At 51.2% G+C, this 26,863-nt stretch carries 47 protein-coding genes and 1 rRNA gene; 41 read left to right on the top strand and 7 right to left on the bottom strand.

The annotated features are described in order from the left end of the window. The 3 genes from BMW97_RS23700 to bfr form a co-directional block, all read left to right on the top strand. On the top strand, positions 1 to 439 hold a 439-nt coding region (locus tag BMW97_RS23700; protein WP_090393378.1), incomplete at its 5' end, for an EF-Tu C-terminal domain-related protein. A gap of 179 nt (positions 440 to 618) precedes the next feature. Beyond that, positions 619 to 813 (top strand): bacterioferritin-associated ferredoxin, encoded by a 195-nt coding sequence (bfd, locus tag BMW97_RS23695; RefSeq protein ID WP_008503493.1) that lies wholly within the window; start codon positions 619 to 621, stop codon positions 811 to 813. A gap of 72 nt (positions 814 to 885) precedes the next feature. Continuing rightward, positions 886 to 1,362 carry a bacterioferritin gene (gene bfr / locus BMW97_RS23690; protein ID WP_008503492.1) on the top strand — a complete coding sequence of 159 codons (477 nt, stop codon included), beginning with the start codon at positions 886 to 888 and terminating at the stop codon, positions 1,360 to 1,362. Here the strand turns inward: bfr and BMW97_RS23685 are convergent. Further along, positions 1,346 to 1,819 (bottom strand): prepilin peptidase, encoded by a 474-nt coding sequence (locus BMW97_RS23685; RefSeq protein WP_045909535.1) that lies wholly within the window; start codon positions 1,817 to 1,819, stop codon positions 1,346 to 1,348. The genes bfr and BMW97_RS23685 overlap by 17 nt on opposite strands. A gap of 380 nt (positions 1,820 to 2,199) precedes the next feature. Here BMW97_RS23685 and rpsJ point away from each other — a divergent pair, with 380 nt between their 5' ends. The 31 genes from rpsJ to BMW97_RS23530 all read left to right on the top strand — a co-directional run bounded on the left by rpsJ (position 2,200) and on the right by BMW97_RS23530 (position 17,056). Then, positions 2,200 to 2,511: a 30S ribosomal protein S10 gene (gene rpsJ, locus BMW97_RS23680; RefSeq protein ID WP_001181005.1), complete on the top strand. Its 312-nt coding sequence runs from the start codon at positions 2,200 to 2,202 to the stop codon at positions 2,509 to 2,511. Between the two features lie 32 nt (positions 2,512 to 2,543). Beyond that, a complete protein-coding gene (gene rplC / locus BMW97_RS23675) occupies positions 2,544 to 3,173 on the top strand; it encodes a 50S ribosomal protein L3 (RefSeq protein ID WP_003863274.1) in 630 nt (209 codons plus the stop codon). A gap of 10 nt (positions 3,174 to 3,183) precedes the next feature. Further along, a complete protein-coding gene (gene rplD, locus BMW97_RS23670; RefSeq protein WP_000424395.1) occupies positions 3,184 to 3,789 on the top strand; it encodes a 50S ribosomal protein L4 in 606 nt (201 codons plus the stop codon). Beyond that, positions 3,786 to 4,088: a 50S ribosomal protein L23 gene (gene rplW, locus BMW97_RS23665; protein WP_000617546.1), complete on the top strand. Its 303-nt coding sequence runs from the start codon at positions 3,786 to 3,788 to the stop codon at positions 4,086 to 4,088. The genes rplD and rplW overlap by 4 nt, the downstream gene beginning before the upstream one ends. A 17-nt stretch (positions 4,089 to 4,105) precedes the next feature. Next, positions 4,106 to 4,927 (top strand): 50S ribosomal protein L2, encoded by an 822-nt coding sequence (gene rplB / locus BMW97_RS23660; protein ID WP_008457150.1) that lies wholly within the window; start codon positions 4,106 to 4,108, stop codon positions 4,925 to 4,927. Between the two features lie 16 nt (positions 4,928 to 4,943). Further along, positions 4,944 to 5,222: a 30S ribosomal protein S19 gene (rpsS, locus tag BMW97_RS23655; protein ID WP_001138117.1), complete on the top strand. Its 279-nt coding sequence runs from the start codon at positions 4,944 to 4,946 to the stop codon at positions 5,220 to 5,222. Positions 5,223 to 5,236: 14 nt separating this feature from the next. Further along, the gene (rplV, locus tag BMW97_RS23650) at positions 5,237 to 5,569 is read left to right on the top strand and encodes a 50S ribosomal protein L22 (protein WP_002919773.1); all 333 of its coding nucleotides are present in this window, start codon (positions 5,237 to 5,239) and stop codon (positions 5,567 to 5,569) included. Between the two features lie 17 nt (positions 5,570 to 5,586). Further along, the gene (rpsC, locus tag BMW97_RS23645; protein WP_000529945.1) at positions 5,587 to 6,288 is read left to right on the top strand and encodes a 30S ribosomal protein S3; all 702 of its coding nucleotides are present in this window, start codon (positions 5,587 to 5,589) and stop codon (positions 6,286 to 6,288) included. A gap of 12 nt (positions 6,289 to 6,300) precedes the next feature. Continuing rightward, positions 6,301 to 6,711, top strand: a complete 411-nt coding sequence (rplP, locus tag BMW97_RS23640; RefSeq protein ID WP_002919759.1) for a 50S ribosomal protein L16 — start codon at positions 6,301 to 6,303, stop codon at positions 6,709 to 6,711. Next, positions 6,711 to 6,902: a 50S ribosomal protein L29 gene (rpmC, locus tag BMW97_RS23635; protein WP_003863282.1), complete on the top strand. Its 192-nt coding sequence runs from the start codon at positions 6,711 to 6,713 to the stop codon at positions 6,900 to 6,902. The genes rplP and rpmC overlap by 1 nt, the downstream gene beginning before the upstream one ends. Then, positions 6,902 to 7,156 carry a 30S ribosomal protein S17 gene (rpsQ, locus tag BMW97_RS23630; RefSeq protein WP_008503489.1) on the top strand — a complete coding sequence of 85 codons (255 nt, stop codon included), beginning with the start codon at positions 6,902 to 6,904 and terminating at the stop codon, positions 7,154 to 7,156. Before rpmC ends, rpsQ begins: the two co-directional genes overlap by 1 nt. Before the next feature lie 166 nt (positions 7,157 to 7,322). Continuing rightward, complete coding sequence (rplN, locus tag BMW97_RS23625; protein WP_002919748.1) at positions 7,323 to 7,694, top strand: 50S ribosomal protein L14; 372 nt, start codon at positions 7,323 to 7,325, stop codon at positions 7,692 to 7,694. 10 nt (positions 7,695 to 7,704) lie between these two features. Further along, on the top strand, positions 7,705 to 8,019 hold the full coding sequence (gene rplX / locus BMW97_RS23620; RefSeq protein ID WP_003863287.1) for a 50S ribosomal protein L24: 315 nt from the start codon (positions 7,705 to 7,707) through the stop codon (positions 8,017 to 8,019). 14 nt (positions 8,020 to 8,033) lie between these two features. Continuing rightward, positions 8,034 to 8,573 (top strand): 50S ribosomal protein L5, encoded by a 540-nt coding sequence (gene rplE / locus BMW97_RS23615; RefSeq protein WP_001096202.1) that lies wholly within the window; start codon positions 8,034 to 8,036, stop codon positions 8,571 to 8,573. A gap of 14 nt (positions 8,574 to 8,587) precedes the next feature. Then, positions 8,588 to 8,893: a 30S ribosomal protein S14 gene (rpsN, locus tag BMW97_RS23610; RefSeq protein ID WP_003863291.1), complete on the top strand. Its 306-nt coding sequence runs from the start codon at positions 8,588 to 8,590 to the stop codon at positions 8,891 to 8,893. A gap of 30 nt (positions 8,894 to 8,923) precedes the next feature. Then, positions 8,924 to 9,316 (top strand): 30S ribosomal protein S8, encoded by a 393-nt coding sequence (gene rpsH, locus BMW97_RS23605; protein WP_006178918.1) that lies wholly within the window; start codon positions 8,924 to 8,926, stop codon positions 9,314 to 9,316. A gap of 12 nt (positions 9,317 to 9,328) precedes the next feature. Continuing rightward, complete coding sequence (gene rplF / locus BMW97_RS23600) at positions 9,329 to 9,862, top strand: 50S ribosomal protein L6 (protein WP_003863296.1); 534 nt, start codon at positions 9,329 to 9,331, stop codon at positions 9,860 to 9,862. A 9-nt stretch (positions 9,863 to 9,871) separates the two neighbouring features. Next, positions 9,872 to 10,225: a 50S ribosomal protein L18 gene (gene rplR, locus BMW97_RS23595; RefSeq protein WP_003863297.1), complete on the top strand. Its 354-nt coding sequence runs from the start codon at positions 9,872 to 9,874 to the stop codon at positions 10,223 to 10,225. A 14-nt stretch (positions 10,226 to 10,239) separates the two neighbouring features. Further along, a complete protein-coding gene (gene rpsE / locus BMW97_RS23590) occupies positions 10,240 to 10,740 on the top strand; it encodes a 30S ribosomal protein S5 (RefSeq protein WP_003863299.1) in 501 nt (166 codons plus the stop codon). A 6-nt stretch (positions 10,741 to 10,746) separates the two neighbouring features. Beyond that, positions 10,747 to 10,926, top strand: a complete 180-nt coding sequence (gene rpmD, locus BMW97_RS23585; RefSeq protein ID WP_003863301.1) for a 50S ribosomal protein L30 — start codon at positions 10,747 to 10,749, stop codon at positions 10,924 to 10,926. A 3-nt stretch (positions 10,927 to 10,929) separates the two neighbouring features. Beyond that, positions 10,930 to 11,364, top strand: a complete 435-nt coding sequence (gene rplO / locus BMW97_RS23580; RefSeq protein ID WP_003863304.1) for a 50S ribosomal protein L15 — start codon at positions 10,930 to 10,932, stop codon at positions 11,362 to 11,364. 7 nt (positions 11,365 to 11,371) lie between these two features. After that, entirely contained in the window at positions 11,372 to 12,703 is a 1,332-nt protein-coding gene (gene secY / locus BMW97_RS23575) for a preprotein translocase subunit SecY (RefSeq protein WP_003863305.1), read from the top strand. Positions 12,704 to 12,734: 31 nt separating this feature from the next. Further along, positions 12,735 to 12,851 (top strand): 50S ribosomal protein L36, encoded by a 117-nt coding sequence (gene rpmJ, locus BMW97_RS23570; protein WP_000868187.1) that lies wholly within the window; start codon positions 12,735 to 12,737, stop codon positions 12,849 to 12,851. A gap of 146 nt (positions 12,852 to 12,997) precedes the next feature. After that, a complete protein-coding gene (gene rpsM, locus BMW97_RS23565) occupies positions 12,998 to 13,354 on the top strand; it encodes a 30S ribosomal protein S13 (RefSeq protein ID WP_003863308.1) in 357 nt (118 codons plus the stop codon). Positions 13,355 to 13,370: 16 nt separating this feature from the next. After that, a complete protein-coding gene (gene rpsK / locus BMW97_RS23560) occupies positions 13,371 to 13,760 on the top strand; it encodes a 30S ribosomal protein S11 (protein ID WP_003863312.1) in 390 nt (129 codons plus the stop codon). A 33-nt stretch (positions 13,761 to 13,793) separates the two neighbouring features. Further along, complete coding sequence (gene rpsD / locus BMW97_RS23555; RefSeq protein WP_004868345.1) at positions 13,794 to 14,414, top strand: 30S ribosomal protein S4; 621 nt, start codon at positions 13,794 to 13,796, stop codon at positions 14,412 to 14,414. A gap of 25 nt (positions 14,415 to 14,439) precedes the next feature. Next, the gene (rpoA, locus tag BMW97_RS23550; RefSeq protein ID WP_002919219.1) at positions 14,440 to 15,429 is read left to right on the top strand and encodes a DNA-directed RNA polymerase subunit alpha; all 990 of its coding nucleotides are present in this window, start codon (positions 14,440 to 14,442) and stop codon (positions 15,427 to 15,429) included. 40 nt (positions 15,430 to 15,469) lie between these two features. Beyond that, positions 15,470 to 15,853, top strand: a complete 384-nt coding sequence (gene rplQ / locus BMW97_RS23545) for a 50S ribosomal protein L17 (protein ID WP_001216368.1) — start codon at positions 15,470 to 15,472, stop codon at positions 15,851 to 15,853. Between the two features lie 107 nt (positions 15,854 to 15,960). Further along, positions 15,961 to 16,329, top strand: coding sequence for a DnaJ family domain-containing protein (locus tag BMW97_RS23540; protein WP_045909532.1), 369 nt, complete (start codon positions 15,961 to 15,963; stop codon positions 16,327 to 16,329). Between the two features lie 2 nt (positions 16,330 to 16,331). Beyond that, on the top strand, positions 16,332 to 16,757 hold the full coding sequence (gene zntR, locus BMW97_RS23535; RefSeq protein ID WP_045909531.1) for a Zn(2+)-responsive transcriptional regulator: 426 nt from the start codon (positions 16,332 to 16,334) through the stop codon (positions 16,755 to 16,757). 56 nt (positions 16,758 to 16,813) lie between these two features. Then, a complete protein-coding gene (locus tag BMW97_RS23530; protein ID WP_045909530.1) occupies positions 16,814 to 17,056 on the top strand; it encodes an alternative ribosome-rescue factor A in 243 nt (80 codons plus the stop codon). Here BMW97_RS23530 and mscL read toward each other — a convergent pair. From mscL to def, 5 genes are all read right to left on the bottom strand, one after another. Beyond that, positions 17,030 to 17,440, bottom strand: a complete 411-nt coding sequence (gene mscL / locus BMW97_RS23525; RefSeq protein ID WP_025759210.1) for a large-conductance mechanosensitive channel protein MscL — start codon at positions 17,438 to 17,440, stop codon at positions 17,030 to 17,032. The genes BMW97_RS23530 and mscL overlap by 27 nt on opposite strands. Before the next feature lie 146 nt (positions 17,441 to 17,586). Next, the gene (gene trkA, locus BMW97_RS23520) at positions 17,587 to 18,963 is read right to left on the bottom strand and encodes a Trk system potassium transporter TrkA (protein WP_025759209.1); all 1,377 of its coding nucleotides are present in this window, start codon (positions 18,961 to 18,963) and stop codon (positions 17,587 to 17,589) included. A 22-nt stretch (positions 18,964 to 18,985) separates the two neighbouring features. Beyond that, entirely contained in the window at positions 18,986 to 20,272 is a 1,287-nt protein-coding gene (gene rsmB, locus BMW97_RS23515) for a 16S rRNA (cytosine(967)-C(5))-methyltransferase RsmB (RefSeq protein WP_045909534.1), read from the bottom strand. A 52-nt stretch (positions 20,273 to 20,324) separates the two neighbouring features. Beyond that, complete coding sequence (gene fmt / locus BMW97_RS23510; protein WP_045909529.1) at positions 20,325 to 21,272, bottom strand: methionyl-tRNA formyltransferase; 948 nt, start codon at positions 21,270 to 21,272, stop codon at positions 20,325 to 20,327. A gap of 25 nt (positions 21,273 to 21,297) precedes the next feature. Continuing rightward, positions 21,298 to 21,807 carry a peptide deformylase gene (gene def, locus BMW97_RS23505; RefSeq protein WP_008503479.1) on the bottom strand — a complete coding sequence of 170 codons (510 nt, stop codon included), beginning with the start codon at positions 21,805 to 21,807 and terminating at the stop codon, positions 21,298 to 21,300. Positions 21,808 to 21,934: 127 nt separating this feature from the next. Between def and dprA the strand changes: the two genes are divergently transcribed. From dprA to BMW97_RS23475, 6 genes are read left to right on the top strand one after another with little or no spacing between them, the layout of a single operon-like run. Next, positions 21,935 to 23,059 carry a DNA-protecting protein DprA gene (gene dprA, locus BMW97_RS23500; RefSeq protein ID WP_045909533.1) on the top strand — a complete coding sequence of 375 codons (1,125 nt, stop codon included), beginning with the start codon at positions 21,935 to 21,937 and terminating at the stop codon, positions 23,057 to 23,059. Continuing rightward, positions 23,031 to 23,504, top strand: coding sequence for a DUF494 family protein Smg (gene smg / locus BMW97_RS23495; protein WP_008503477.1), 474 nt, complete (start codon positions 23,031 to 23,033; stop codon positions 23,502 to 23,504). The genes dprA and smg overlap by 29 nt, the downstream gene beginning before the upstream one ends. A gap of 26 nt (positions 23,505 to 23,530) precedes the next feature. Next, a complete protein-coding gene (locus tag BMW97_RS23490) occupies positions 23,531 to 24,085 on the top strand; it encodes a DNA topoisomerase family protein (RefSeq protein WP_045909528.1) in 555 nt (184 codons plus the stop codon). After that, complete coding sequence (gene tsaC / locus BMW97_RS23485) at positions 24,078 to 24,650, top strand: L-threonylcarbamoyladenylate synthase type 1 TsaC (protein WP_008503475.1); 573 nt, start codon at positions 24,078 to 24,080, stop codon at positions 24,648 to 24,650. Before BMW97_RS23490 ends, tsaC begins: the two co-directional genes overlap by 8 nt. A gap of 4 nt (positions 24,651 to 24,654) precedes the next feature. Then, the gene (gene aroE, locus BMW97_RS23480) at positions 24,655 to 25,473 is read left to right on the top strand and encodes a shikimate dehydrogenase (protein WP_045909527.1); all 819 of its coding nucleotides are present in this window, start codon (positions 24,655 to 24,657) and stop codon (positions 25,471 to 25,473) included. Continuing rightward, positions 25,470 to 25,718 carry a DUF1488 family protein gene (locus tag BMW97_RS23475; protein WP_045909526.1) on the top strand — a complete coding sequence of 83 codons (249 nt, stop codon included), beginning with the start codon at positions 25,470 to 25,472 and terminating at the stop codon, positions 25,716 to 25,718. Before aroE ends, BMW97_RS23475 begins: the two co-directional genes overlap by 4 nt. Here BMW97_RS23475 and BMW97_RS23470 read toward each other — a convergent pair. Next, a complete protein-coding gene (locus tag BMW97_RS23470; protein WP_045909525.1) occupies positions 25,694 to 26,248 on the bottom strand; it encodes a gamma carbonic anhydrase family protein in 555 nt (184 codons plus the stop codon). The genes BMW97_RS23475 and BMW97_RS23470 overlap by 25 nt on opposite strands. Positions 26,249 to 26,719: 471 nt before the next feature. Here BMW97_RS23470 and BMW97_RS23465 point away from each other — a divergent pair. Next, a 16S ribosomal RNA gene (locus BMW97_RS23465) occupies positions 26,720 to 26,863 on the top strand; the annotation flags it as partial.

The raw sequence follows: 26,863 nt of genomic DNA, 5'->3' as shown, positions 1-26,863 counted from the left end.
AGAGACTGCGAAGTCTACCTGTACTGGCGTTGAAATGTTCCGCAAACTGCTGGACGAAGGCCGTGCTGGTGAGAACGTTGGTGTTCTGCTGCGTGGTATCAAACGTGAAGAAATCGAACGTGGTCAGGTTCTGGCTAAGCCAGGCTCAATCAAGCCGCACACCAAGTTCGAATCTGAAGTGTACATCCTGTCCAAAGACGAAGGCGGCCGTCATACTCCGTTCTTCAAAGGCTACCGTCCACAGTTCTACTTCCGTACTACTGACGTGACCGGTACCATCGAACTGCCAGAAGGCGTTGAGATGGTAATGCCAGGCGACAACATCAAGATGGTTGTGACTCTGATCCACCCAATCGCGATGGACGACGGTCTGCGTTTCGCAATCCGTGAAGGCGGCCGTACCGTTGGCGCGGGCGTTGTTGCTAAAGTTCTGGGCTAATTAATTATCCCCGAATAAAAAAAGGACGCTTCGGCGTCCTTTTTTGTTTTCTGCCGCTCAGGCGTTGTCACAAAATTTCGCATTTTTTGCCTGCTCCCGCCCCGCATTCTGGCGTTTGTGCTATTGTAATCATAACCATTCTCACTTACACTTTGCGCATAATTTGAACGGGAGTTTCTATGTACGTTTGTTTATGTAATGGTGTAAGCGACAAAAAAATACGTCAGGCCGTTCGCCAGTTTCAGCCCCAGTCATTCCAGCAGCTTCGCAAATTTGTTCCGGTGGGAAATCAATGCGGTAAATGTGTACGTGCTGCGCGAGAGATCATGCAGGACGAACTGATGCAGATCCCGGAATACAAAGAGATCGCGTAAGCGCCCATCTTTTTTTTGACATCCCTGTAGCCCGATCTACGCTTCAATGAGTGGAAGCGGAGGGACTATATAATGAAAGGTGATGTTAAAATCATAAGTTATCTCAATAAATTATTGGGAAATGAGCTTGTCGCAATCAACCAGTATTTTCTTCACGCGAGAATGTTCAAAAACTGGGGACTCAAACGTTTAAACGACGTTGAGTACCATGAATCTATAGATGAGATGAAACACGCTGATAAATATATCGAGCGTATTTTATTCCTTGAAGGCATTCCAAACCTGCAGGATCTCGGCAAGCTGGGTATCGGAGAAGATGTCGAAGAGATGCTGCGTTCCGACCTCAGGCTGGAACTTGAAGGCGCTAAAGATCTCCGTGAAGCCATTGCCTATGCTGACAGCGTACATGACTACGTCAGCCGCGATATGATGATCCAGATCCTGGCCGATGAAGAAGGGCATATTGACTGGCTGGAAACAGAGCTGGATCTCATTGCTAAAATTGGCCTGCAAAACTATCTTCAGTCACAGATTAAAGTGGAAGAATAAGCAACGTCTTCCAGCCTACGCATAAACCCGCTGCTGCCAGAAATGGCCCAAAAGGCAGCGGGTTTTTTATTGCCTTCTTATCAGGGCGAATGAACGAAAAGACAAGAATGCAAAGAAGCGCCATCAGCGCCGCGAGTAACGCCAGCATTGGCAGTACGCACCAGCCGTGCCATGCACCGAGCGCCGCCAGGTATTTCACATCGCCATATCCCATACCTTCACGCCGGCAGATAAACCAGTAGCCCCAGTAAATAACGGCAAAGCCAATATATCCAGCCATCGCACCCGCCACCGCGCTCGGCAGAAAATCAGGTTGGATACAGAGCTGGAAGAGCAGCCCAGCCCATAGCAGTGGGCAGAGAAATTTATCGGGAAGCAGACCGTAGCGAATATCGGCATGTACCAGTAAGGCAGTCAGTGAAAGATAGATCAACAGAAAGGGGAGGGTGGTAAGCATGTAAAAGGCCTCAAACGGGTTTGAGCGCATAGTCGTTATAATCGGCCTGTCCGGCAATGCACAAAAAACGGAGATGCGTAGCGGCTCGAAACAAAGCATCGCCGCAGAATACATTGCATAAAACGTTGCGCGCTCTTACGCACCCTGCGACATTGGCGCTTAATTTCTAAACGGCACTTGCGTCTTGCCCAGATTTACGTATAATGCGCGGGCTTGTCGTAATTGACGGCGGGTTCAATCAGAACCAGAGTAGCTCATTTTGTTACTCAACAATGCTCCCAATTGGGGAGCTACGTAAGAACGGTTACACTCTCCCATCAATCGTAATGGGTTTGAGGAGTAATCATTTTCGTTTATAAAATAATTGGAGCTCTGGTCTCATGCAGAACCAAAGAATCCGTATCCGCCTTAAAGCGTTTGATCATCGTCTGATCGATCAATCAACCGCGGAAATCGTCGAGACTGCTAAGCGCACTGGTGCGCAAGTCCGTGGTCCGATCCCGCTGCCGACCCGCAAAGAGCGCTTCACCGTTCTGATCTCTCCGCACGTTAACAAAGACGCGCGCGATCAGTACGAAATCCGCACTCACAAGCGTCTGGTTGACATCGTTGAGCCAACTGAGAAAACCGTTGATGCTCTGATGCGTCTGGATCTGGCTGCCGGTGTAGACGTGCAGATCAGCCTGGGTTAATCAGGTCATCGAGCGATTGAGAGGTTGAAACAATGATTGGTTTAGTCGGTAAAAAAGTGGGTATGACCCGCATCTTCACTGAAGATGGCGTTTCTATCCCAGTAACCGTAATCGAAGTTGAAGCAAACCGCGTTACTCAGGTTAAAGATCTGGCTAACGATGGCTACCGCGCTATTCAGGTTACCACTGGTGCTAAAAAAGCTAACCGTGTAACCAAACCAGAAGCGGGTCACTTCGCTAAAGCTGGCGTAGAAGCTGGCCGTGGTCTGTGGGAATTCCGTCTTGCTGAAGGCGAAGAGTTCACCGTAGGTCAGGACATTAGCGTTGAGCTGTTTGCTGACGTTAAAAAAGTTGACGTAACCGGTACCTCTAAAGGTAAAGGTTTTGCTGGTACCGTTAAGCGCTGGAACTTCCGTACCCAGGACGCTACCCACGGTAACTCCTTGTCTCACCGCGTTCCGGGTTCTATCGGTCAGAACCAGACTCCGGGCAAAGTGTTCAAAGGCAAGAAAATGGCAGGTCAGCTGGGCAACGAACGTGTAACCGTTCAGAGCCTGGACGTAGTACGTGTTGACGCTGAGCGCAACCTGCTGCTGGTTAAAGGTGCGGTCCCGGGTGCAACCGGTAGCGACCTGATCGTTAAACCAGCTGTGAAGGCGTAAGGGGATAGCAATGGAATTAGTATTGAAAGACGCGCAGAGCGCGCTGACTGTTTCCGAAACTACCTTCGGTCGTGATTTCAACGAAGCGCTGGTTCACCAGGTTGTTGTTGCTTATGCAGCTGGTGCTCGTCAGGGTACTCGTGCTCAGAAGACTCGTGCTGAAGTAACTGGTTCTGGCAAAAAGCCATGGCGCCAGAAAGGTACCGGCCGTGCGCGTTCAGGTTCTATCAAGAGCCCGATCTGGCGTTCAGGTGGCGTGACCTTCGCTGCGCGTCCACAGGACCACAGTCAAAAAGTTAACAAAAAGATGTACCGCGGCGCGCTGAAAAGCATCCTGTCCGAACTGGTACGTCAGGATCGTCTGATCGTTGTCGAGAAGTTCTCTGTTGAAGCGCCTAAAACTAAGCTGCTGGCACAGAAACTGAAAGACATGGCTCTGGAAGATGTGCTGATCATCACCGGTGAGCTGGACGAGAACCTGTTCCTGGCCGCACGTAACCTGCACAAGGTTGACGTACGCGATGCGACTGGTATCGACCCGGTTAGCCTGATCGCCTTCGACAAAGTCGTAATGACTGCTGATGCTGTTAAGCAAGTTGAGGAGATGCTGGCATGATTCGTGAAGAACGTCTGCTGAAGGTGCTTCGCGCACCGCACGTTTCTGAAAAAGCGTCTACTGCGATGGAAAAAACAAACACCATCGTTCTCAAAGTTGCTAAAGACGCGACCAAAGCAGAGATCAAAGCTGCTGTGCAGAAACTGTTTGAAGTCGAAGTCGAAGTCGTTAACACCCTGGTAGTTAAAGGGAAAGTTAAACGTCACGGACAGCGTATCGGTCGTCGTAGCGACTGGAAAAAAGCTTACGTCACCCTGAAAGAAGGCCAGAATCTGGACTTCGTTGGCGGCGCTGAGTAAGTCGGAGGAGTAATACAATGGCAGTTGTTAAATGTAAACCGACATCTCCGGGTCGTCGCCACGTAGTTAAAGTGGTTAACCCTGAGCTGCACAAGGGCAAACCTTTTGCTCCGTTGCTGGAAAAAAACAGCAAATCCGGTGGTCGTAACAACAATGGCCGTATCACCACTCGTCACATCGGTGGTGGCCACAAGCAGGCTTATCGTATTGTTGACTTCAAACGCAACAAAGACGGTATCCCAGCAGTTGTTGAACGTCTTGAGTACGATCCGAACCGTTCCGCGAACATCGCGCTGGTTCTGTACAAAGATGGCGAACGCCGTTACATCCTGGCCCCTAAAGGCCTGAAAGCTGGCGACCAGATTCAGTCTGGCGTTGATGCTGCAATCAAAGCAGGCAACACCCTGCCGATGCGCAATATCCCGGTTGGTTCTACCGTTCATAACGTAGAAATGAAACCAGGTAAAGGCGGTCAGCTGGCGCGTTCCGCGGGTACTTACGTTCAGATCGTTGCGCGTGATGGTGCTTATGTCACCCTGCGTCTGCGTTCTGGTGAAATGCGTAAAGTCGAAGCAGACTGCCGCGCTACTCTGGGCGAAGTTGGCAATGCTGAGCATATGCTGCGCGTTCTGGGTAAAGCAGGTGCTGCACGCTGGCGTGGTGTTCGTCCTACCGTTCGTGGTACTGCGATGAACCCAGTCGACCACCCACATGGTGGTGGTGAAGGTCGTAACTTTGGTAAGCACCCGGTATCTCCGTGGGGCGTTCAGACCAAAGGTAAGAAGACCCGCAGCAACAAGCGTACTGATAAATTTATCGTACGTCGCCGTAGCAAATAATTTTAGAGGATAAGCCATGCCACGTTCTCTCAAGAAAGGTCCTTTTATTGACCTGCACTTGCTGAAGAAGGTAGAGAAAGCGGTGGAAAGCGGAGACAAGAAGCCCCTGCGCACTTGGTCCCGTCGTTCAACGATCTTTCCTAACATGATCGGTTTGACCATCGCTGTCCATAATGGTCGTCAGCACGTTCCAGTCTTTGTTACCGACGAAATGGTTGGTCACAAACTGGGTGAATTCGCACCGACTCGTACTTATCGCGGCCACGCTGCTGATAAAAAAGCGAAGAAGAAATAAGGTAGGAGGAAGAGATGGAAACTTTAGCTCAACATCGCCATGCTCGTTCTTCTGCACAGAAGGTTCGCCTTGTTGCTGACCTGATTCGCGGTAAGAAAGTGTCGCAGGCCCTGGACATCCTGACCTATACCAACAAGAAAGCTGCGGTATTGGTCAAGAAAGTACTGGAATCTGCCATTGCTAACGCTGAACACAACGATGGCGCTGACATCGACGATCTGAAAGTCGCGAAAATTTTCGTAGATGAAGGCCCAAGCATGAAGCGCATTATGCCGCGTGCGAAAGGTCGTGCAGATCGCATCCTGAAGCGCACCAGCCACATTACTGTGGTTGTGTCCGATCGCTGAGACTCTGGAGACTAGCAATGGGTCAGAAAGTACATCCTAATGGTATTCGCCTGGGTATTGTAAAACCATGGAACTCTACCTGGTTTGCGAACACCAAAGAATTCGCTGACAACCTGGACAGCGATTTTAAAGTACGTCAGTACCTGACTAAGGAACTGGCTAAAGCGTCTGTATCTCGTATCGTTATCGAGCGTCCAGCGAAGAGCATCCGTGTGACTATTCACACTGCTCGTCCTGGCATCGTTATCGGTAAGAAAGGCGAAGACGTAGAAAAACTGCGCAAGGTCGTAGCGGATATCGCTGGCGTTCCTGCACAGATCAATATCGCTGAAGTTCGTAAGCCTGAACTGGACGCTAAATTGGTTGCTGACAGCATCACTTCTCAGCTGGAACGTCGTGTTATGTTCCGTCGTGCTATGAAGCGTGCTGTACAGAACGCAATGCGTCTGGGCGCTAAAGGTATCAAAGTTGAAGTTAGCGGCCGTCTGGGCGGCGCGGAAATCGCACGTACCGAATGGTACCGTGAAGGTCGCGTACCGCTGCACACTCTGCGTGCTGACATCGACTACAACACCTCTGAAGCGCACACCACTTACGGTGTAATCGGCGTTAAGGTATGGATCTTCAAAGGTGAGATCCTGGGTGGTATGGCTGCTGTTGAACAACCGGAAAAACCGGCTGCTCAACCTAAAAAGCAGCAGCGTAAAGGCCGTAAATAAGGAGCGTCGCTGATGTTACAACCAAAGCGTACAAAATTCCGTAAAGTGCACAAAGGCCGCAACCGTGGTCTGGCGCAGGGTACGGATGTTAGCTTCGGCACTTTCGGTCTGAAAGCTGTTGGCCGTGGTCGTCTGACTGCACGTCAGATCGAAGCAGCACGTCGTGCAATGACCCGTGCAGTTAAGCGTCAAGGTAAGATCTGGATCCGTGTATTCCCGGACAAACCGATCACCGAGAAGCCGCTGGAAGTTCGTATGGGTAAAGGTAAAGGTAACGTGGAGTACTGGGTTGCCTTGATCCAACCGGGCAAAGTCCTTTATGAAATGGACGGTGTTCCGGAAGAGCTGGCCCGTGAAGCCTTCGGCCTGGCAGCAGCGAAACTGCCTATCAAAACCACCTTTGTAACTAAGACGGTGATGTAATGAAAGCAAAAGAGCTGCGTGAAAAAAGCGTTGAAGAGCTGAACGCTGAGCTGCTGAACCTGCTGCGTGAGCAGTTCAACCTGCGTATGCAGGCTGCAAGTGGCCAGCTGCAACAGACTCACCTGCTGAAGCAAGTGCGTCGCAATGTTGCACGCGTTAAGACTTTACTGACTCAGAAGGCGGGTGCGTAATGACCGATAAAATCCGTACTCTGCAAGGTCGTGTTGTTAGCGACAAAATGGAGAAATCCATTGTTGTAGCTATCGAACGTATTGTGAAACACCCGATCTACGGTAAATTCATCAAGCGTACGACCAAACTGCACGTACATGACGAGAACAACGAATGTGGTATCGGCGACAAGGTTGAAATCCGTGAATGCCGTCCACTGTCCAAGACTAAGTCCTGGACGCTGGTTCGCGTTGTAGAGAAAGCGGTTCTGTAATACAGTACGCCTTCTCAATACGAATAAACGGCTCAGCGATGAGCCGTTTATTTTTTCTACCCATATTGCAGAAGCGGTGTTATAATGCCGCGCCCTCGATATGGGGCTTTTTAACGGCTCTGATTTTAGAGTCTCAGGTAGTAGTTGACATTAGCGGAGCACTAAAATGATCCAAGAACAGACTATGCTGAACGTCGCCGACAACTCCGGTGCACGTCGCGTAATGTGTATCAAGGTTCTGGGTGGCTCGCACCGTCGCTACGCAGGCGTAGGCGACATCATCAAGATCACCATCAAGGAAGCAATTCCACGTGGTAAGGTCAAAAAAGGTGATGTGCTGAAGGCGGTAGTGGTGCGCACCAAGAAGGGTGTTCGTCGCCCTGACGGTTCTGTCATTCGCTTCGATGGTAATGCATGCGTTATTTTAAACAATAACAGCGAGCAGCCTATCGGCACGCGTATCTTTGGGCCGGTAACTCGTGAACTTCGTACTGAGAAGTTCATGAAAATTATCTCTCTGGCACCAGAAGTACTCTAAGGAGCGAATCATGGCAGCGAAAATCCGTCGTGATGACGAAGTTATCGTGTTAACCGGTAAAGATAAAGGTAAACGCGGTAAAGTAAAAAATGTTCTGTCTTCCGGCAAACTTGTCGTTGAAGGTATCAACCTGGTTAAGAAACATCAGAAGCCGGTTCCGGCCCTGAACCAACCAGGTGGCATCGTTGAAAAAGAAGCTGCTATTCAGGTTTCTAACGTTGCAATCTTCAATGCGGCTACCGGCAAGGCTGACCGTGTAGGCTTTAGATTCGAAGACGGCAAAAAAGTCCGTTTCTTCAAGTCTAACAGCGAAACTATCAAGTAATTTGGAGTAGTACGATGGCGAAACTGCATGATTACTACAAAGACGAAGTAGTTAAGAAACTCATGACCGAGTTTAACTACAATTCTGTCATGCAAGTCCCTCGGGTCGAGAAGATCACCCTGAACATGGGTGTTGGTGAAGCGATCGCTGACAAGAAACTGCTGGATAACGCAGCAGCTGACCTGACAGCAATCTCCGGTCAAAAACCGCTGATCACCAAAGCACGCAAATCTGTTGCAGGCTTCAAAATCCGTCAGGGCTATCCGATCGGCTGTAAAGTAACTCTGCGTGGCGAACGCATGTGGGAGTTCTTTGAGCGCCTGATCACTATTGCTGTTCCACGTATCCGTGACTTCCGTGGCTTGTCCGCTAAGTCTTTCGACGGTCGTGGTAACTACAGCATGGGTGTCCGTGAGCAGATCATCTTCCCAGAAATCGACTACGATAAAGTCGACCGCGTGCGTGGTTTGGATATTACCATTACCACTACTGCGAAATCTGACGAAGAAGGCCGTGCTCTGCTGGCTGCCTTTGACTTCCCGTTCCGCAAGTAAGGTAGGGTTACTGAATGGCTAAGCAATCAATGAAAGCACGCGAAGTAAAGCGCGTAGCTTTAGCTGATAAATTCTTCGCTAAACGCGCTGAACTGAAAGCGATCATTTCTGATGTGAACGCTTCCGACGAAGATCGTTGGAATGCGGTTCTCAAGCTGCAGTCTCTGCCGCGTGATTCCAGCCCGTCTCGTCAGCGTAACCGCTGTCGTCAAACAGGTCGTCCACATGGTTATGTGGGCAAGTTTGGGTTGAGCCGTATCAAACTGCGTGAAGCCGCTATGCGCGGTGAAGTGCCAGGCTTGAAAAAGGCTAGCTGGTAATTACCAATTGAATCACGGGAGTAAAGACAGATGAGCATGCAAGATCCGATCGCGGATATGCTGACCCGTATCCGTAACGGTCAGGCCGCGAACAAAGTTGCGGTCACCATGCCTTCCGCCAAGCTGAAAGTGGCAATTGCCAACGTGCTGAAGGAAGAAGGTTTTATCGAAGATTTTAAAGTTGAAGGCGACACCAAGCCGGAACTGGAACTTACTCTCAAGTATTTCCAGGGTAAAGCTGTTGTAGAAAGCATTCAGCGTGTCAGCCGCCCAGGCCTGCGCATCTATAAGAAAAAAGATGAGCTGCCAAAAGTTATGGCTGGTCTTGGTATCGCAGTTGTTTCTACCTCTAAAGGTGTTATGACTGATCGTGCAGCGCGCCAGGCTGGTCTTGGTGGCGAAATTATCTGCTACGTAGCCTAATCGGAGGAAAGAATGTCTCGTGTTGCTAAAGCACCGGTCGTTATTCCTGCCGGCGTTGATGTAAAAATCGACGGTCAGGTTATTACGATCAAAGGTAAAAACGGCGAGCTGACTCGTACCCTCAACAAAGCTGTTGAAGTTAAACATGCAGATAACGCTCTGACCTTCGGTCCACGTGATGGTTTCGTGGATGGATGGGCTCAGGCTGGTACCGCGCGTGCCCTGCTGAACTCAATGGTTGTTGGTGTTACCGAAGGCTTCACTAAAAAGCTTCAGCTGGTTGGTGTAGGTTATCGTGCAGCTATCAAAGGGAATGCAGTAGGCCTGTCTCTGGGCTTCTCACACCCTGTTGAGCATCCGCTGCCGGCCGGTATCACTGCAGAATGCCCGACTCAAACTGAAATCGTGCTGAAAGGCGCTGATAAACAGCTGATCGGTCAGGTTGCAGCAGATCTGCGCGCCTACCGTCGTCCTGAGCCTTACAAAGGCAAGGGTGTTCGTTACGCCGACGAAGTCGTGCGTACCAAAGAGGCTAAGAAGAAGTAAGGTAACACTATGGATAAGAAATCTGCTCGTATCCGTCGTGCGACCCGCGCACGCCGCAAGCTCAAAGAGCTGGGTGCAACTCGCCTGGTGGTACATCGTACCCCGCGTCATATTTACGCACAGGTAATTGCACCGAACGGTTCTGAAGTTCTGGTAGCTGCTTCTACTGTAGAAAAAGCTATCTCAGAACAATTGAAGTACACCGGTAACAAAGACGCCGCTGCAGCTGTAGGTAAAGCTGTTGCTGAACGCGCTCTGGAAAAAGGCATCAGCAATGTTTCCTTTGACCGTTCCGGGTTCCAATATCATGGTCGTGTCCAGGCACTGGCAGATGCTGCCCGTGAAGCTGGCCTTCAGTTCTAAGGTAGAGGTGTAAGATGGCTCACATCGAAAAACAGGCTGGCGAACTGCAGGAAAAGCTGATCGCGGTAAACCGCGTATCTAAAACCGTTAAAGGTGGTCGTATTTTCTCCTTCACAGCTCTGACTGTAGTAGGCGATGGTAACGGTCGCGTTGGTTTTGGTTACGGTAAAGCGCGTGAAGTTCCAGCAGCGATCCAGAAAGCGATGGAAAAAGCCCGTCGCAACATGATTAACGTCGCGCTGAACAACGGCACCCTGCAGCACCCAGTTAAAGGTGTTCACACGGGTTCTCGTGTATTCATGCAGCCAGCTTCAGAAGGTACCGGTATCATCGCCGGTGGTGCAATGCGCGCCGTTCTGGAAGTTGCTGGGGTTCATAACGTTCTGGCTAAAGCATATGGTTCCACCAACCCGATCAACGTGGTTCGTGCAACTATTGATGGCCTGGAAAATATGAATTCTCCAGAAATGGTCGCTGCCAAGCGTGGTAAATCCGTTGAAGAAATTCTGGGGTAATTGACCATGGCAAAGACTATTAAAATCACTCAAACCCGCAGTGCAATCGGTCGTCTGCCGAAACACAAGGCAACGCTGCTTGGCCTGGGTCTGCGTCGTATTGGTCATACCGTTGAGCGCGAGGATACTCCTGCTGTTCGTGGTATGGTCAACGCGGTTTACTTCATGGTTAAAGTTGAGGAGTAAGAGATGCGTTTAAATACTCTGTCTCCGGCCGAAGGCTCTAAAAAGGCGGGTAAACGCCTGGGTCGTGGTATCGGTTCTGGCCTCGGCAAAACCGGTGGTCGTGGTCACAAAGGTCAGAACTCTCGTTCTGGCGGTGGCGTACGTCGCGGTTTCGAGGGTGGCCAGATGCCACTGTACCGTCGTCTGCCGAAGTTCGGCTTCACCTCTCGCAAAGCAGCGATCACAGCGGAAATCCGTCTGTCTGACCTGGCGAAAGTTGAAGGCGGCGTTGTAGACCTGAACACGCTGAAAGCTGCAAACATTATCGGTATCCAGATCGAGTTCGCGAAAGTGATCCTGGCTGGTGAAGTTTCTACTCCGGTAACTGTTCGTGGCCTGCGTGTTACTAAAGGTGCTCGTGCTGCTATCGAAGCTGCTGGCGGTAAAATTGAGGAATAAGTAGCAGATGGCTAAGCAACCGGGATTAGATTTTCAAAGTGCCAAAGGTGGATTTGGCGAGCTGAAACGCAGACTGCTGTTTGTTATCGGCGCGCTGATTGTGTTCCGTATTGGCTCTTTTATTCCGATCCCTGGTATCGATGCCGCTGTACTTGCCAAACTGCTTGAGCAACAGCGAGGCACCATCATTGAAATGTTCAACATGTTCTCTGGTGGTGCTCTCAGCCGTGCTTCTATCTTCGCATTGGGTATTATGCCGTACATTTCGGCATCTATTATTATCCAGCTGCTGACGGTCGTTCATCCGGCCCTGGCAGAGTTGAAGAAAGAAGGGGAGTCTGGACGTCGTAAGATTAGTCAGTACACCCGTTACGGTACTCTGGTGCTGGCAATATTCCAGTCGATCGGTATTGCTACCGGTCTGCCGAATATGCCTGGTATGCAGGGCCTGGTGTTAAACCCGGGCTTTGCATTCTACTTCACCGCTGTTGTAAGTCTGGTCACAGGGACAATGTTCCTGATGTGGCTCGGCGAACAGATTACTGAGCGTGGTATCGGTAACGGTATCTCAATCATTATCTTCGCCGGTATTGTTGCGGGCCTCCCGCCAGCCATCGCCCACACTATCGAGCAAGCGCGTCAAGGCGACCTGCACTTCCTCCTGTTGCTGTTGGTTGCAGTATTAGTATTTGCAGTGACGTTCTTTGTTGTCTTCGTTGAACGTGGTCAACGCCGCATTGTGGTGAACTACGCTAAACGTCAGCAAGGTCGTCGTGTCTATGCTGCACAGAGCACACATTTACCGCTGAAAGTGAACATGGCGGGGGTTATCCCGGCTATCTTCGCTTCCAGTATTATTCTGTTCCCGGCGACCATCGCGTCATGGTTCGGGGGCGGTACTGGTTGGAACTGGCTGACAACAATTTCGCTGTATTTGCAGCCTGGGCAACCACTTTATGTGTTACTCTATGCGTCTGCGATCATCTTCTTCTGTTTCTTCTACACGGCGTTGGTCTTCAACCCGCGTGAAACAGCAGATAACCTGAAGAAGTCCGGTGCATTTGTACCAGGAATTCGTCCGGGAGAGCAAACGGCGAAGTATATCGATAAAGTAATGACCCGCCTGACTTTGGTTGGTGCGCTCTATATTACTTTTATCTGCCTGATCCCGGAGTTCATGCGTGATGCAATGAAAGTACCGTTCTACTTCGGTGGGACCTCACTGCTTATCGTTGTTGTCGTGATTATGGACTTTATGGCTCAAGTGCAAACTCTGATGATGTCCAGTCAGTATGAGTCTGCATTGAAGAAGGCGAACCTGAAAGGCTACGGCCGCTAATTGGTCGCCTGAGAAGTTACGGAGAGTAAAAATGAAAGTTCGTGCTTCCGTCAAGAAATTATGCCGTAACTGCAAAATCGTTAAGCGTGATGGTGTCATCCGTGTGATTTGCAGTGCCGAGCCGAAGCATAAACAGCGCCAAGGCTGATTATTTCGCATATTTTTCTTGCAAAGTTGGGTTGAGCTGGCTAGATTAGCCAGCCAATCTTTTGTATGTCTGTACGTTTCCATTTGAGTATCCTGAAAACGGGCTTTTCAGCATGGTGCGTACATATTAAATAGTAGGAGTGCATAGTGGCCCGTATAGCAGGCATTAACATTCCTGATCAGAAACATGCTGTGATCGCATTAACTTCGATCTACGGCGTCGGCAAGACCCGTTCTAAAGCCATTCTGGCTGCAGCGGGTATCGCTGAAGATGTTAAGATCAGTGAGCTGTCTGAAGAACAAATCGACACGCTGCGTGACGAAGTTGCCAAATTTGTCGTTGAAGGTGATCTGCGCCGTGAAATCAGCATGAGCATCAAGCGCCTGATGGATCTTGGTTGCTATCGCGGTTTGCGTCATCGTCGTGGTCTGCCAGTGCGCGGTCAGCGTACTAAGACCAACGCACGTACCCGTAAGGGTCCGCGCAAACCGATCAAGAAATAATCGGGGTGATTGAATAATGGCAAAGGCACCAGTTCGTGCACGTAAACGTGTAAGAAAACAAGTCTCTGACGGCGTGGCTCATATCCATGCTTCTTTCAACAACACCATCGTTACTATTACTGATCGTCAGGGTAACGCATTGGGTTGGGCAACAGCCGGTGGTTCCGGTTTCCGTGGTTCTCGCAAATCCACTCCGTTCGCAGCTCAGGTTGCAGCAGAGCGTTGCGCTGAAGCCGTAAAAGAATACGGCATCAAGAATCTGGAAGTTATGGTTAAAGGTCCGGGTCCGGGTCGTGAATCTACTGTTCGCGCTCTGAACGCCGCTGGTTTCCGCATCACGAATATTACTGATGTGACTCCGATCCCTCATAACGGTTGTCGTCCGCCGAAAAAACGTCGCGTATAACGCTCCGTTTTTTAGGTTAGTTGGAGATAGAAAATGGCAAGATATTTGGGTCCTAAGCTCAAGCTGAGCCGTCGTGAGGGCACCGACTTATTCCTTAAGTCTGGCGTTCGCGCGATCGATACCAAGTGTAAAATTGAACAAGCTCCTGGCCAGCACGGTGCGCGTAAACCGCGTCTGTCTGACTATGGTGTGCAGTTGCGTGAAAAGCAAAAAGTTCGCCGTATGTACGGTGTGCTGGAGCGTCAGTTCCGTAACTACTATAAAGAAGCAGCACGTCTGAAAGGCAACACAGGTGAAAACCTGCTGGCTCTGCTGGAAGGTCGTCTGGACAACGTTGTATACCGTATGGGCTTCGGCGCTACTCGTGCTGAATCACGTCAGCTGGTTAGCCACAAAGCAATCATGGTAAACGGTCGTGTTGTTAACATCGCTTCTTATCAGGTTAAAGCGAATGACGTTGTTAGCATTCGTGAGAAAGCGAAAAAGCAATCTCGCGTGAAGGCCGCTCTGGAGCTGGCTGAGCAGCGTGAAAAGCCAACCTGGCTGGAAGTTGATGCTGGCAAGATGGAAGGTACGTTCAAGCGTCAGCCAGAACGTTCTGATCTGTCTGCGGACATTAACGAACACCTGATCGTCGAGCTTTACTCCAAGTAAAGCTTAGTACCAAAGAGAGGACACAATGCAGGGTTCTGTGACAGAGTTTCTAAAACCGCGCCTGGTAGATATCGAGCAAGTGAGTTCGACGCACGCCAAGGTGACCCTTGAGCCTTTAGAGCGTGGCTTTGGCCATACTCTGGGTAACGCACTGCGCCGTATTCTGCTCTCATCGATGCCGGGTTGCGCGGTGACCGAGGTTGAGATTGATGGTGTACTTCATGAGTACAGCACCAAAGAAGGCGTTCAGGAAGATATCCTTGAAATCCTGCTCAACCTGAAAGGGCTGGCGGTGAGAGTTCAGGGTAAAGATGAAGTTATTCTTACTCTGAATAAATCTGGCATTGGCCCTGTGACTGCAGCCGACATCACCCACGACGGTGATGTTGAAATCGTCAAGCCGCAGCACGTGATCTGCCACCTGACCGATGAGAACGCAGCAATTAGCATGCGTATCAAAGTTCAGCGCGGTCGTGGTTATGTGCCGGCTTCTGCCCGAATTCATTCGGAAGAAGATGAGCGCCCAATCGGCCGTCTGCTGGTCGACGCATGCTACAGCCCTGTAGAGCGTATTGCCTACAATGTTGAAGCAGCGCGTGTAGAACAGCGTACCGACCTGGACAAGCTGGTCATCGAAATGGAAACCAACGGCACAATCGATCCTGAAGAGGCGATTCGTCGTGCGGCAACCATCCTGGCAGAACAACTGGAAGCTTTCGTTGACTTACGTGATGTACGTCAGCCGGAAGTGAAAGAAGAGAAACCAGAATTCGATCCGATCCTGCTGCGCCCTGTTGACGATCTCGAATTGACTGTCCGCTCTGCTAACTGCCTCAAGGCAGAAGCTATCCACTATATCGGTGATCTGGTACAGCGTACCGAGGTTGAGTTGCTGAAAACGCCGAACCTGGGTAAAAAATCTCTTACTGAGATTAAAGACGTGCTGGCTTCACGTGGTCTGTCTCTGGGCATGCGCCTGGAAAACTGGCCACCGGCAAGCATTGCTGACGAGTAACCGGATCACAGGTTAAGGTTTTACTGAGAAGGATAAGGTCATGCGCCATCGTAAGAGTGGTCGTCAACTGAACCGCAACAGCAGCCATCGCCAGGCTATGTTCCGCAACATGGCAGGTTCACTGGTTCGTCATGAGATCATCAAGACGACCCTGCCTAAAGCGAAAGAGCTGCGTCGCGTAGTTGAGCCGCTGATTACTCTTGCCAAGACTGACAGCGTTGCTAATCGTCGTCTGGCATTCGCCCGTACTCGTGATAACGAGATCGTGGCAAAACTGTTTAACGAACTGGGCCCGCGTTTCGCGAGCCGTGCCGGTGGTTACACTCGCATTCTGAAGTGTGGTTTCCGTGCAGGCGACAACGCGCCGATGGCTTACATCGAGCTGGTTGATCGTTCAGAGAAAGCAGAAGCTGCTGCAGAGTAATCTGCAGTAACGTAAAAAAACCCGCTCCGGCGGGTTTTTTTATATCCGCGATATCCCCACTTCTCTACAATGTTTTTATCAATTCTGTTCATCCTCTGGAGCTGGTAATGTGGTTGCTCGACCAGTGGGCAGAACGCCATATTCGCGATGCCCAAAAAAAAGGTGAATTCGACGATCTTCCGGGACGCGGCGAACCCCTTGTGCTTGACGATGACTCGCACATTGCGCCTGAACTACGGGCGGGCTACCGTTTACTGAAAAATGCAGGCTGTCTCCCACCGGAACTTGAACAGCGAAGAGAGGCTGTTGAACTGGCCGATCTACTGAAAGGGATCCGTCAGGACGATCCGCGACATTCTGAACTGAGCCGCCGTCTGGCCCTGCTTGAACTTAAGCTGCGCCAGGCAGGAATGAACACTGACTTTCTGCACGGTGAATACGGTGAAAGCTTGTTGCGGAAAATTAACGAGGGGTAGTTATGTACCGTATCGGTGAACTTGCGAAGCTCGCTAACGTCACGCCGGATACCATCCGATATTACGAAAAGCAGCAGATGATCGACCATGAAGTCCGTACTGAAGGTGGCTTTCGACTTTATACCGATAACGATCTGCAGCGCCTGCGGTTTATTCGTTATGCGCGCCAGCTCGGTTTCACATTAGACTCGATCCGCGAGCTATTATCGATCCGCATCGATCCGGCACATCACACCTGCCAGGAGTCTAAAAGCATTGTGCAGACCCGGCTGGATGAAGTGGAAGCACGCATTCAGGAACTGCAGACCATGCAGCGCTCTCTGCAAAGGCTGAATGATGCTTGTTGCGGCACGGCCCACAGCAGTATTTATTGTTCCATACTGGAAGCCCTTGAACAGGGGGCCAGTGGAGAAACCGAGGACTGTTGATTTTTAGTCCATCCGGATCTAGACTCCCGTCGTCATAAACATGCTCAGGAGAATTTATGAGCCGCTATCAGCACACGAAAGGACAGATAAAAGACAATGCCATTGAGGCACTACTTCACGACCCGCTATTCAGACAACGTGTTGAGAAGAACAAAAAAGGGAAAGGGAGTTATCTGCGTAAAGACAAGCATGCAAAACGGGGTAACTGGGAGGCCAGTGGCAAACAAGCGAATCGCTTATTTACCACTGGCCTTCCTGCTTTAAGCTTTCGATTAAACGCGGTTGTTCTGCTCTTTTAACAGATCGCGAATCTCACTCAGCAGCACTTCTTCTTTTGTTGGTGCAGGCGCCGCTGCCGGCTCTTCTTTTTTACGGTTCAGCTTGTTGATCAGCTTGATAGCCATAAAAATGGCAAACGCCACAATCACGAAATCAAATACGTTCTGAATAAATACGCCGTAGTGCATCACGACTGCCGGAACATCACCTTGTGCTTCACGCAGCGTGAAAGCGAATTGTTTGAAATCAATGCCCCCGATCAGCAACCCTAAAGGTGGCATGATAATGTCGGCCACTAATGATGAAACAATCTTGCCGAATGCCGCACCAATAATGACACCCACTGCCAAATCCACCACGTTTCCGCGCATCGCAAATTCGCGAAATTCTTTAATAAAACTCATTTTGTTCTCCTTGTGCCAGCTGACGACTATAAGTTTAACAAATGATTAGCTAATTGCCATTCGGGATAATTAAACGTTATGAAAAATAAAAGGCACAGAAATGAAAAGGATAAAGGTCGGGTGCACTTTTTCAGGCACCCGACACATTAAAGGAAGAATGGACTTGGCTGGAATAAACGTTCGACGTCGGTAATAAACTTTTTATCGGTAAGGAACATAATAACGTGATCGCCTTGCTCAATACGTAAATTATCATTGGCAATCATGACATCATTTCCGCGCACGACGGCACCGATAATCGTTCCCGGTGGCAGCTTAATTTCGTCTATCGAACGGCCCACGACGCGTGACGTGGTTTCATCTCCGTGCGCCACGGCTTCAATGGCTTCCGCGACACCGCGGCGGAGCGATGACACCCCGACAATATCCGCTTTACGCACATGGCTCAGGAGCGCGGAAATGGTCGCCTGCTGAGGTGAAATGGCAATATCAATGACGCTGCCCTGCACCAGATCAACATATGCCCGACGCTGGATAAGCACCATGACCTTTTTGGCCCCCATGCGTTTGGCGAGCATGGCGGACATTATATTCGCTTCATCGTCGTTGGTGACGGCTATAAAGAGATCAACTTGATCAATATGCTCTTCAGCCAGTAATTCCTGATCGGACGCATCGCCATAAAATACGATCGTATTTTGCAGTTTTTCCGCCAGTTCAGCAGCACGCTGCTGATCGCGCTCGATCAACTTTACGCTGTAATCTTTTTCCAGGCGGTGTGCCAGACCCGCACCGATATTGCCGCCGCCGACCAGCATAATGCGTTTATAGGGTTTTTCGAGACGCTGAAGTTCACTCATCACTGCACGAATATGCTGTGAAGCCGCAATAAAGAAGACTTCATCACCGGCTTCGACAATCGTGGAGCCCTGCGGGCGGATTGGCCTGTCGTGACGGAAAATGGCTGCGACGCGCGTATCGATATGCGGCATGTGCTCGCGCATGGTGGAAAGCGCATTGCCGATCAATGGCCCGCCGTAATAGGCTTTAACGACGGCCAGGCTCACTTTACCTTCGGCAAAGTTCACTACCTGCAGGGCGCCCGGATATTCGATCAGACGGTAGATATTATCGATAACCAGCTGTTCTGGGGCGATGAGATGATCAATAGGGACCGCTTCTGAGTTAAACAGTTTCTCAGCATCGCGGACATAGTCCGGAGAGCGGATCCGCGCGATTCGGTTTGGCGTGTTGAAAAGCGAGTAGGCCACCTGACAGGCCACCATATTGGTTTCGTCAGAACTGGTCACCGCAACCAGCATATCGGCATCGTCAGCGCCCGCCTCACGAAGAACGCGCGGGTGCGAACCATGGCCCTGCACAACGCGCAGGTCAAATTTGTCCTGCAAAACACGCAGGCGATCGCCGTTGGTATCCACGATGGTGATGTCGTTGTTTTCGCCAACCAGGTTTTCCGCCAGCGTTCCGCCAACCTGTCCTGCGCCCAGAATGATAATCTTCATATCTCGTGACCTGTTCTCAACATCACTCTTTGATTAGCTTAGCGTAAAAGAAGCCATCACCCTCTTCTGCACCCGGCAGATTCTGCTGACCCGGGCGTTCAGGCGTTCCCGTATCGCGCAGCGCCGCGTCCGGGGTACGTTTAAGGAAGGCCGCGATTTGCTGACTGTTTTCTTCAGGAAGTACCGAGCAGGTCGCATACACCAGCGTTCCGCCGGGCTTGAGATGCGGCCAGATGGCGTCGAGGATGTCGGATTGCAGCTGGGCAAGTTCGTTAATATCACGATCGCGACGCAGCCACTTGATATCCGGATGACGACGAATCACGCCGGTTGCAGAGCAGGGGGCATCCAGCAAAATGCGATCGAATTGTGTTTCACCACACCATTCTGCGGGTTTGCGTCCATCGCCTTGCTTAACCTGTGCCTTCATGCCCAGGCGCTTGAGGTTGTCATAGACGCGTGAAAGACGCTGCTCATCAACGTCCACTGCCATCACGCTGGCCTGCGGAGCCACTTCAAGAATATGCGTTGTTTTGCCCCCTGGTGCGGCGCAGAGATCGAGGATCTGCTCACCGTTTTGGGGTTCAAGCCAGGTCATGCAACCCTGAGCAGAAGCATCCTGTACCGTTACCCAACCCTCTTCAAAGCCGGGTAATGCATGTACCGGTGCAGGCGATGCTAAGCGCACGGCATCAGGGTATGCGTCATGGGTGAAGCCGCTCATTCCAGCTTCTTCGAGTAATGCCAGCCATGCGTCACGGGTGTGGTGATTCCGATTCACGCGTAACCACATTGGCGGACGCTGGTTGTTGGCATCAGCAATGCCCTGCCACTGCTGCGGATAAGCTTTTTTCAGGCGCTTCAACAGCCAGTCCGGATGCAGGAAGCGCGCTTCGTTTTGGGCAAATTCAGCCAGAAGCTCATCCTGCTGTCGCTGGAACTGGCGCAATACGCCGTTGATCAGCCCTTTCAGCTGAGGACGTTTAATCGAAACGGCACCTTCCACCGTCTCTGCCAGCGCGGCGTGAGGTGGGATGCGGGTATGAAGAAGCTGATAAAAACCCACCATAATCAAATAATGTACGGTGCGCTGCTTGCCCGTCATTGGGCGGGACATCAGCTTATTAATCAGCCACTCAAGCTGAGAGAGTGTGCGCAGAACGCCAAAGCAGAGCTCCTGAAGCAGGGCTTTATCTTTATCAGAAACTTTTTGCTGCAGGGGAGGCAGGACGTTACTCAATGACTGGCCCTGCTCGATAACCTGCTCGACGGCCTGGGCCGCCATACTGCGTAGATTTTGTTTTTTCATAACCGTAAAAATAAAAATGCCCGGAAACACCGGGCCTTAAGAATAAATTTGCTCAGGCAAGGCGATTGCCCGGGATAAACCATTCACGACGGGAATTTAACAGATCCTGAGCGCTCATGGCTTTCTTACCGGCCGGTTGGAGCGATTCAAGATTCAAAATCCCTTGCGCAGTCGCCACCTGGATGCCGTTCTTGCTGGCATCAATAATCGTACCGGGTTCCGCCGTCGTCGCACCGCTAATGACGGAGGCCTTCCAGACTTTTACTGGCTGCTCATCAATTTCCATCCAGCTCATTGGCCACGGATTAAAAGCGCGAATGCAGCGTTCAAGTTGAGCGGCTGACAGGGACCAGTCGATACGCGCTTCTTCTTTGCTCAGCTTTTCGGCGTAGGTTACCAGTGCGTCATCCTGAACTTCCGGTTTTGCCGTATTGTCAGCAAGCTGCTGAAGCGTCTCGATAAGACCTTGTGGGCCAAGGTTTGCCAGTTTGTCATACAGCGTGGCGCTGGTATCGTCTGGCGTAATGGGGCAGGCCAGTTTATACAGCATGTCGCCGGTGTCTAAACCTACGTCCATCTTCATGATGGTCACGCCCGTTTCGGCATCACCCGCCCACAGCGCGCGCTGGATAGGTGCTGCACCACGCCAGCGTGGGAGCAGAGACCCATGCACGTTGATACAACCCAGGCGCGGCATATCAAGCACGGCTTTTGGCAGAATTAAACCGTAAGCCACCACCACCATTACGTCGGCATTCAGGTCAGCAACCAGCTGCTGATTTTCCTGCGGGCGCAGCGATGCGGGCTGAAAAACGGGAAGCCCATGCTCTTCTGCCAGCACTTTGACCGGGCTCGGCATCAGTTTTTTGCCGCGACCAGCAGGACGGTCCGGCTGGGTAAAGACGCCAATAACCTGGTGACCAGACGATAACAGCGCGTCAAGATGACGCGCTGCAAAATCAGGGGTTCCCGCGAAGATAATACGTAGTGTTTTAGACACGATGATCCTTGTATCCGGGGGGACGTTATGCGCGAGAACGCAAACGATCCAGTTTCTCTACTTTCTGACGAATACGCTGCTGTTTCAGCGGCGAGAGATAATCGATAAACAGTTTACCGACCAGGTGATCCATCTCATGCTGAATACAAATTGCCAGCAGGTCGTCTGCCTCCAGTTCGAACGGATTACCGTCACGATCCAGGGCGCGAATTTTCACTTTTTCGGCACGAGGCACTAACGCACGCTGTTCAGGAATAGACAGACAGCCTTCCTCAATACCGGTTTCGCCACTCTTTTCGAGCAGCTCAGGGTTGATCAGCACCAGGCGGCCATCGCGATTTTCCGAAACATCAATCACGATAATACGCTTGTGAATGTCCACCTGCGTCGCCGCCAGGCCAATGCCTTCTTCGGCGTACATGGTATCGAACATATCATCAACGATACGCTGGATTTCTGCATTCACTTCTTTGACCGGTTCAGCGACGATGCGAAGGCGCTCGTCCGGAATATGTAACACTTGCAAAACTGCCATAAATTTCCAGAGTCGTGTTCAGGAGTTGATAAGAATACTCCCTCTATTCTAGACAAATCCCCCATCGATTGACAGCATCAGTGACCAATCGCAATGATTGCGGAGAGCGCTTATGGCAGGGGAAAGGATGACGTCTACCGAGATTTGGCTACGGCTCATGCACACAGGTTCTCTGTGTGGTGATGTCATGGTGGAAGCGGCTGCACGATTGCAGAGGCAGGAAGGCATCGATACGCTTGTCTTAAGAAATGCTGGACTGACAGCAAAGCAGGCTGAACGGTTCGTTGCGTTCGATGAGAGTGAGCTGGAACGTAGCCTGATATGGCTTGAGCAGCCGGGACATCATTTATTAACGGCCAACCATCACCTTTATCCCCCTCTACTCCGCACAATCCCTGACTATCCCGGGGCTTTATTCATAAAAGGTAACCCTGAGACGCTTAATACCGTTCAGCTGGCGGTGGTAGGCAGTCGTGCGCCGTCATGGTACGGCGAGCGATGGGGGAAAATCCTGTGCGAACAACTTTCACAAAGTGGTTTCACGATTACCAGCGGGCTGGCCTGTGGTATTGACGGCGTTGCCCACAGCGCGGCGCTGTCAGTAAAAGGACGAAGTGTCGCGGTGCTGGGGAACGGCCTTTTTAGCATTTACCCACGCCGGCATCAGGCATTGGCGATGCGGCTTATTGAGTCTGACGGCGCGATAGTGTCTGAGTTTCCGCTTTCCGCGCAGCCCCGACCGGCAAACTTTCCGCGTCGTAATCGCATCATCAGCGGCCTTAGCAAAGGCGTGCTGGTGGTCGAAGCCGCGCGGCGAAGCGGTTCGCTGGTCACGGCACGGTGCGCGCTCGAACAGGGGCGAGAAGTCTTCGCCTTGCCAGGCCCGATAGGTAATCCCGGATGCGAGGGACCGCACTGGCTGATTAAGCAGGGGGCAACACCAGTAACGGAAGTCGGGGACATTCTTGAAAATTTGCAATATGGGCTGCAATGGCTGCAGGAAGATCCCGAAAAGCGACAATATTCATCAGATCAGGGAAAGGTGGCATTGCCATTTCCCAAGCTCCTGGCTAACGTAGGAGATGAGGTAACACCTGTTGACGTTGTCGCTGAACGTGCCGGCCAACCTGTGCCAGTAACGGTAGCACAGCTACTCGAACTGGAGTTAGCAGGGTGGATCGCAGCTGTACCCGGCGGCTATGTCCGATTAAGGAGGGCATGCCATGTTCGACGTACTGATGTATTTGTTTGAGACTTACATCCATAACGAAGCAGAAATGCGAGTGGATCAGGACAAGTTGACACAGGATCTTACCGATGCGGGATTTGAGCGGGAAGATATCTACAATGCGTTGATGTGGCTGGAAAAACTGGCTGATTATCAGGAAGGCCTTGCCGAACCGATGCAGCTTGCTTCTGACCCATTGTCTGTACGCATTTATACCGCTGAAGAGTGTGAACGGCTGGACGCCAGCTGCCGGGGATTCATTTTATTCCTTGAGCAGATTCAGGTGCTAAACCTCGAAACGAGAGAAATGGTGATAGAGCGCGTCATGGCGCTGGATACGGCAGAATTTGAACTGGAAGATCTCAAGTGGGTGATCCTGATGGTTCTGTTTAATATCCCGGGCTGTGAAAATGCCTATCAGCAAATGGAAGAATTACTCTTTGAAGTGAATGAAGGTATGCTGCACTAATTCAATGTGCAGCACCAAGAGTTGTTATGGCCAAATCAGCACTGTTCACGGTGCACAAAAACGAGCCCTGCCCGCAGTGCGGGGCTGAACTTGTTATTCGGTCCGGGAAACACGGCCCGTTTCTCGGTTGTTCTCACTATCCGGAATGTGATTATGTTCGTCCTCTGAAAAGCCAGGCGGATGGACATATCGTCAAAATTCTGGAGGGTCAGCTGTGCCCTCTCTGCGGTGGCGAACTCGCGCTACGCCAGGGGCGTTTCGGCATGTTTATTGGATGTAGCCGCTACCCGGAATGTGAACATACGGAACAAATTGATAAGCCTGATGAAACGGCAATTGCCTGCCCTCAGTGTCAGCGCGGTCAGCTTGTACAGCGCCGTTCCCGTTATGGTAAGACCTTCCATTCGTGCGATCGCTACCCTGACTGCCAGTTCGTTATCAATTTTAAGCCGGTAGCGGGAATCTGCCCTCATTGCAATTATCCGCTACTGATAGAGAAGAAAACCGCGCAAGGCATGAAACGCTTCTGCGCCAGTAAACAATGTGGAAAGCCGGTAACGGCGGATCAATATAGTGAATAATAACCTGCCATCAGGCTCCATTGCCCATGCAGTGGACGTACTGAAAAATGAAGAAGTCATCGCCTATCCAACTGAAGCTGTTTTTGGGGTCGGTTGCGATCCTGACAGCGAGACGGCTGTGAGCCGTCTGCTTACCCTGAAACAAAGACCCGTCGAGAAAGGACTGATTTTGATCGCTGCGAATTACGAGCAGCTTAAGCCCTATATTGATGACTCTATGCTAACGCCAGCACAGCGCGAGACAATCTTCTCCGCGTGGCCTGGACCGGTCACCTTTGTTTTCCCGGCGCAGCCGACAACTCCGCGCTGGTTAACCGGACGCTTTGATTCCCTTGCCGTTCGCGTCACTGACCATCCGCTGGTGGTGGAGCTGTGCCTGGCATTTGGTAAACCACTGGTCTCAACCAGCGCCAACCTGACCGGGCAGCCGCCATGTCGGACAACCGAAGAAGTGCTGGCGCAGTTCGGGAATGACTTCCCTGTCGCTGTCGGTGAAACGGGAGGGCGCCTGAATCCATCTGAAATTCGCGACGCTTTGACCGGCGAACGTTTTCGCCAGGGGTAATCTCATGGAAACCTATGCTGTTTTTGGTAATCCCATTGCACACAGCAAGTCACCGTTGATCCATCAGCAGTTCGCGGAGCAGCTGCAGATAGATCACCCCTATGGTCGCGTACTGGCGCCAGTGGATGCCTTTATCCCTACGCTTGAGGCCTTTTTCGCCGCGGGGGGCAAAGGCGCGAATGTGACGGTCCCGTTTAAAGAAGAAGCCTTCGAACGTGCGGATGAGCTGACCGAACGCGCTTCACTTGCTGGTGCAGTCAATACCCTAAAACGGCTTGAGGATGGACGCCTTCTGGGGGACAACACCGACGGGATTGGTTTACTCAGCGATCTGGAAAGACTCTCCTTTATCAAGCCCGGTTTCCGGATCCTGCTGATTGGCGCGGGTGGCGCATCGCGGGGCGTTTTGTTGCCTCTGCTTTCACTGGACTGTTCGGTGACCATCACGAACAGAACCTTTTCCCGGGCAGAAGCGCTGGCGGCGTTGTTTGCGCATACCGGCAGCGTGAGCGCGGTAGCGCTTGACGATCTTGCCGAACGTGAGTTCGATCTTGTCATTAATGCCACATCCAGCGGCATCAACGGTGAGATCCCGGCGATCCCCGCTTCGCTGGTGAGTGCGCATATGTACTTCTATGACATGTTCTATCAGAAAGGGAAGACGCCTTTCCTGAACTGGTGTGAACAACACGGCGCGAAACAGTTAGCCGATGGGCTGGGAATGCTGGTGGGGCAGGCTGCGCATGCGGTGCTGCTCTGGCACGGCGTGTTGCCTGCGGTCGAGCCGGTCATTGAAAAGCTAAAGCAGGAGCTTTCGGCGTGAATCAGGCTATTCATTTCCCGGACAGAGAGCGCTGGGATGAGCATCAACAAGCGGTCTGTTTTCCGGTGCTGGTGCAGGGCATGCAACTTACCTGCGCCATCCATGGAGAAACGCTGTTGCATCGTTTTGGCGGCACAGACCCGCTAGCGGTATTTTGCGAAAATCGCTGGGATCTAGAAGAGGAAGCCAGCGATTTAATCCGCGAACAGCAGGAAGACGATCAGGGCTGGGTTTGGTTATCCTGATCCAAATAGTCATTCTTCCATTTTACGTAGTTGTTCGCCGAGTATTTTAATCCTTCGATCTCTGCCTCCTTAAGGGGGCGGATCTGTTTTACCGGACTTCCCAGATAGAGATAACCGCTCTCCAGCCGTTTGTTCTGCGGAACCAGGCTACCGGCACCAATCATTACGTCATCTTCTACTATGACGCCATCCAGCAAAATCGACCCCATGCCAACAAGGACGCGATTTCCGATCGTGCAGCCGTGGAGCATCACTTTATGGCCGACGGTAACATCCTCTCCAATGATGAGGGGATTACCCTCGGGGTTATAGGAGGATTTGTGCGTGACATGCAGAACGCTACCGTCTTGAATGTTGGTACGTGCACCAATCGACACATAGTTAACATCTCCCCTGATGGCGACGAGCGGCCAGATGCTGACATCTTCGGCCATTCGCACATCACCAACGACCACGCTGCTGGCATCGATCATCACGCGATCGCCTTTTTGGGGGAACAGATCTTTATAAGGACGCAATACTTCAGACATATCTACCTCTAAGAATGAGCGCTATACAGAAGACTTTGATCGTATTAATGGATCGAGGCAAGGCAAAATACGTCAATATTTAAGCAGATCGGGCGGGATTTCAGCGAAAAGCGCGGAAAATCAGCAGTCGGAAAAAAAGATCTAAAAAATACTTGTGCTAAAAATTGGGATCCCTATAATGCGCCTCCATCGACACGGCGGATGTGAAACACTTCACAGACAACGCGGTCGGTTGAAGAGAAAAAATCCTGAAATAACGGGTTGACTCTGTAAGAGGAAAGCGTATTATACGCCACCTCGCAACGGTGAGCGAAAGCCGCGTTGCACTGCTCTTTAACAATTTATCAGACAATCTGTGTGGGCACTCAAAGTGACATGGATTCTTAATGTCTTCGGACAATAAATGAATACCAAGTCTCTGAGTGAACATGCGTAATTCATTACGAAGTTTAATTCACGAGCATCAAACTTAAATTGAAGAGTTTGATCATGGCTCAGATTGAACGCTGGCGGCAGGCCTAACACATGCAAGTCGAGCGGCAGCGGAAAGTAGCTTGCTACTTTGCCGGCGAGCGGCGGACGGGTGAGTAATGTCTGGGAAACTGCCTGATGGAG

This window comes from Enterobacter sp. NFIX58 (genome assembly GCF_900110475.1).
GTDB classification, from domain to species: Bacteria; Pseudomonadota; Gammaproteobacteria; order Enterobacterales; family Enterobacteriaceae; genus Enterobacter; species Enterobacter quasiroggenkampii.
The sequence above is the reverse complement of the archived record's forward strand: the minus strand, read 5'-3'. Positions and strand labels throughout refer to the sequence as shown.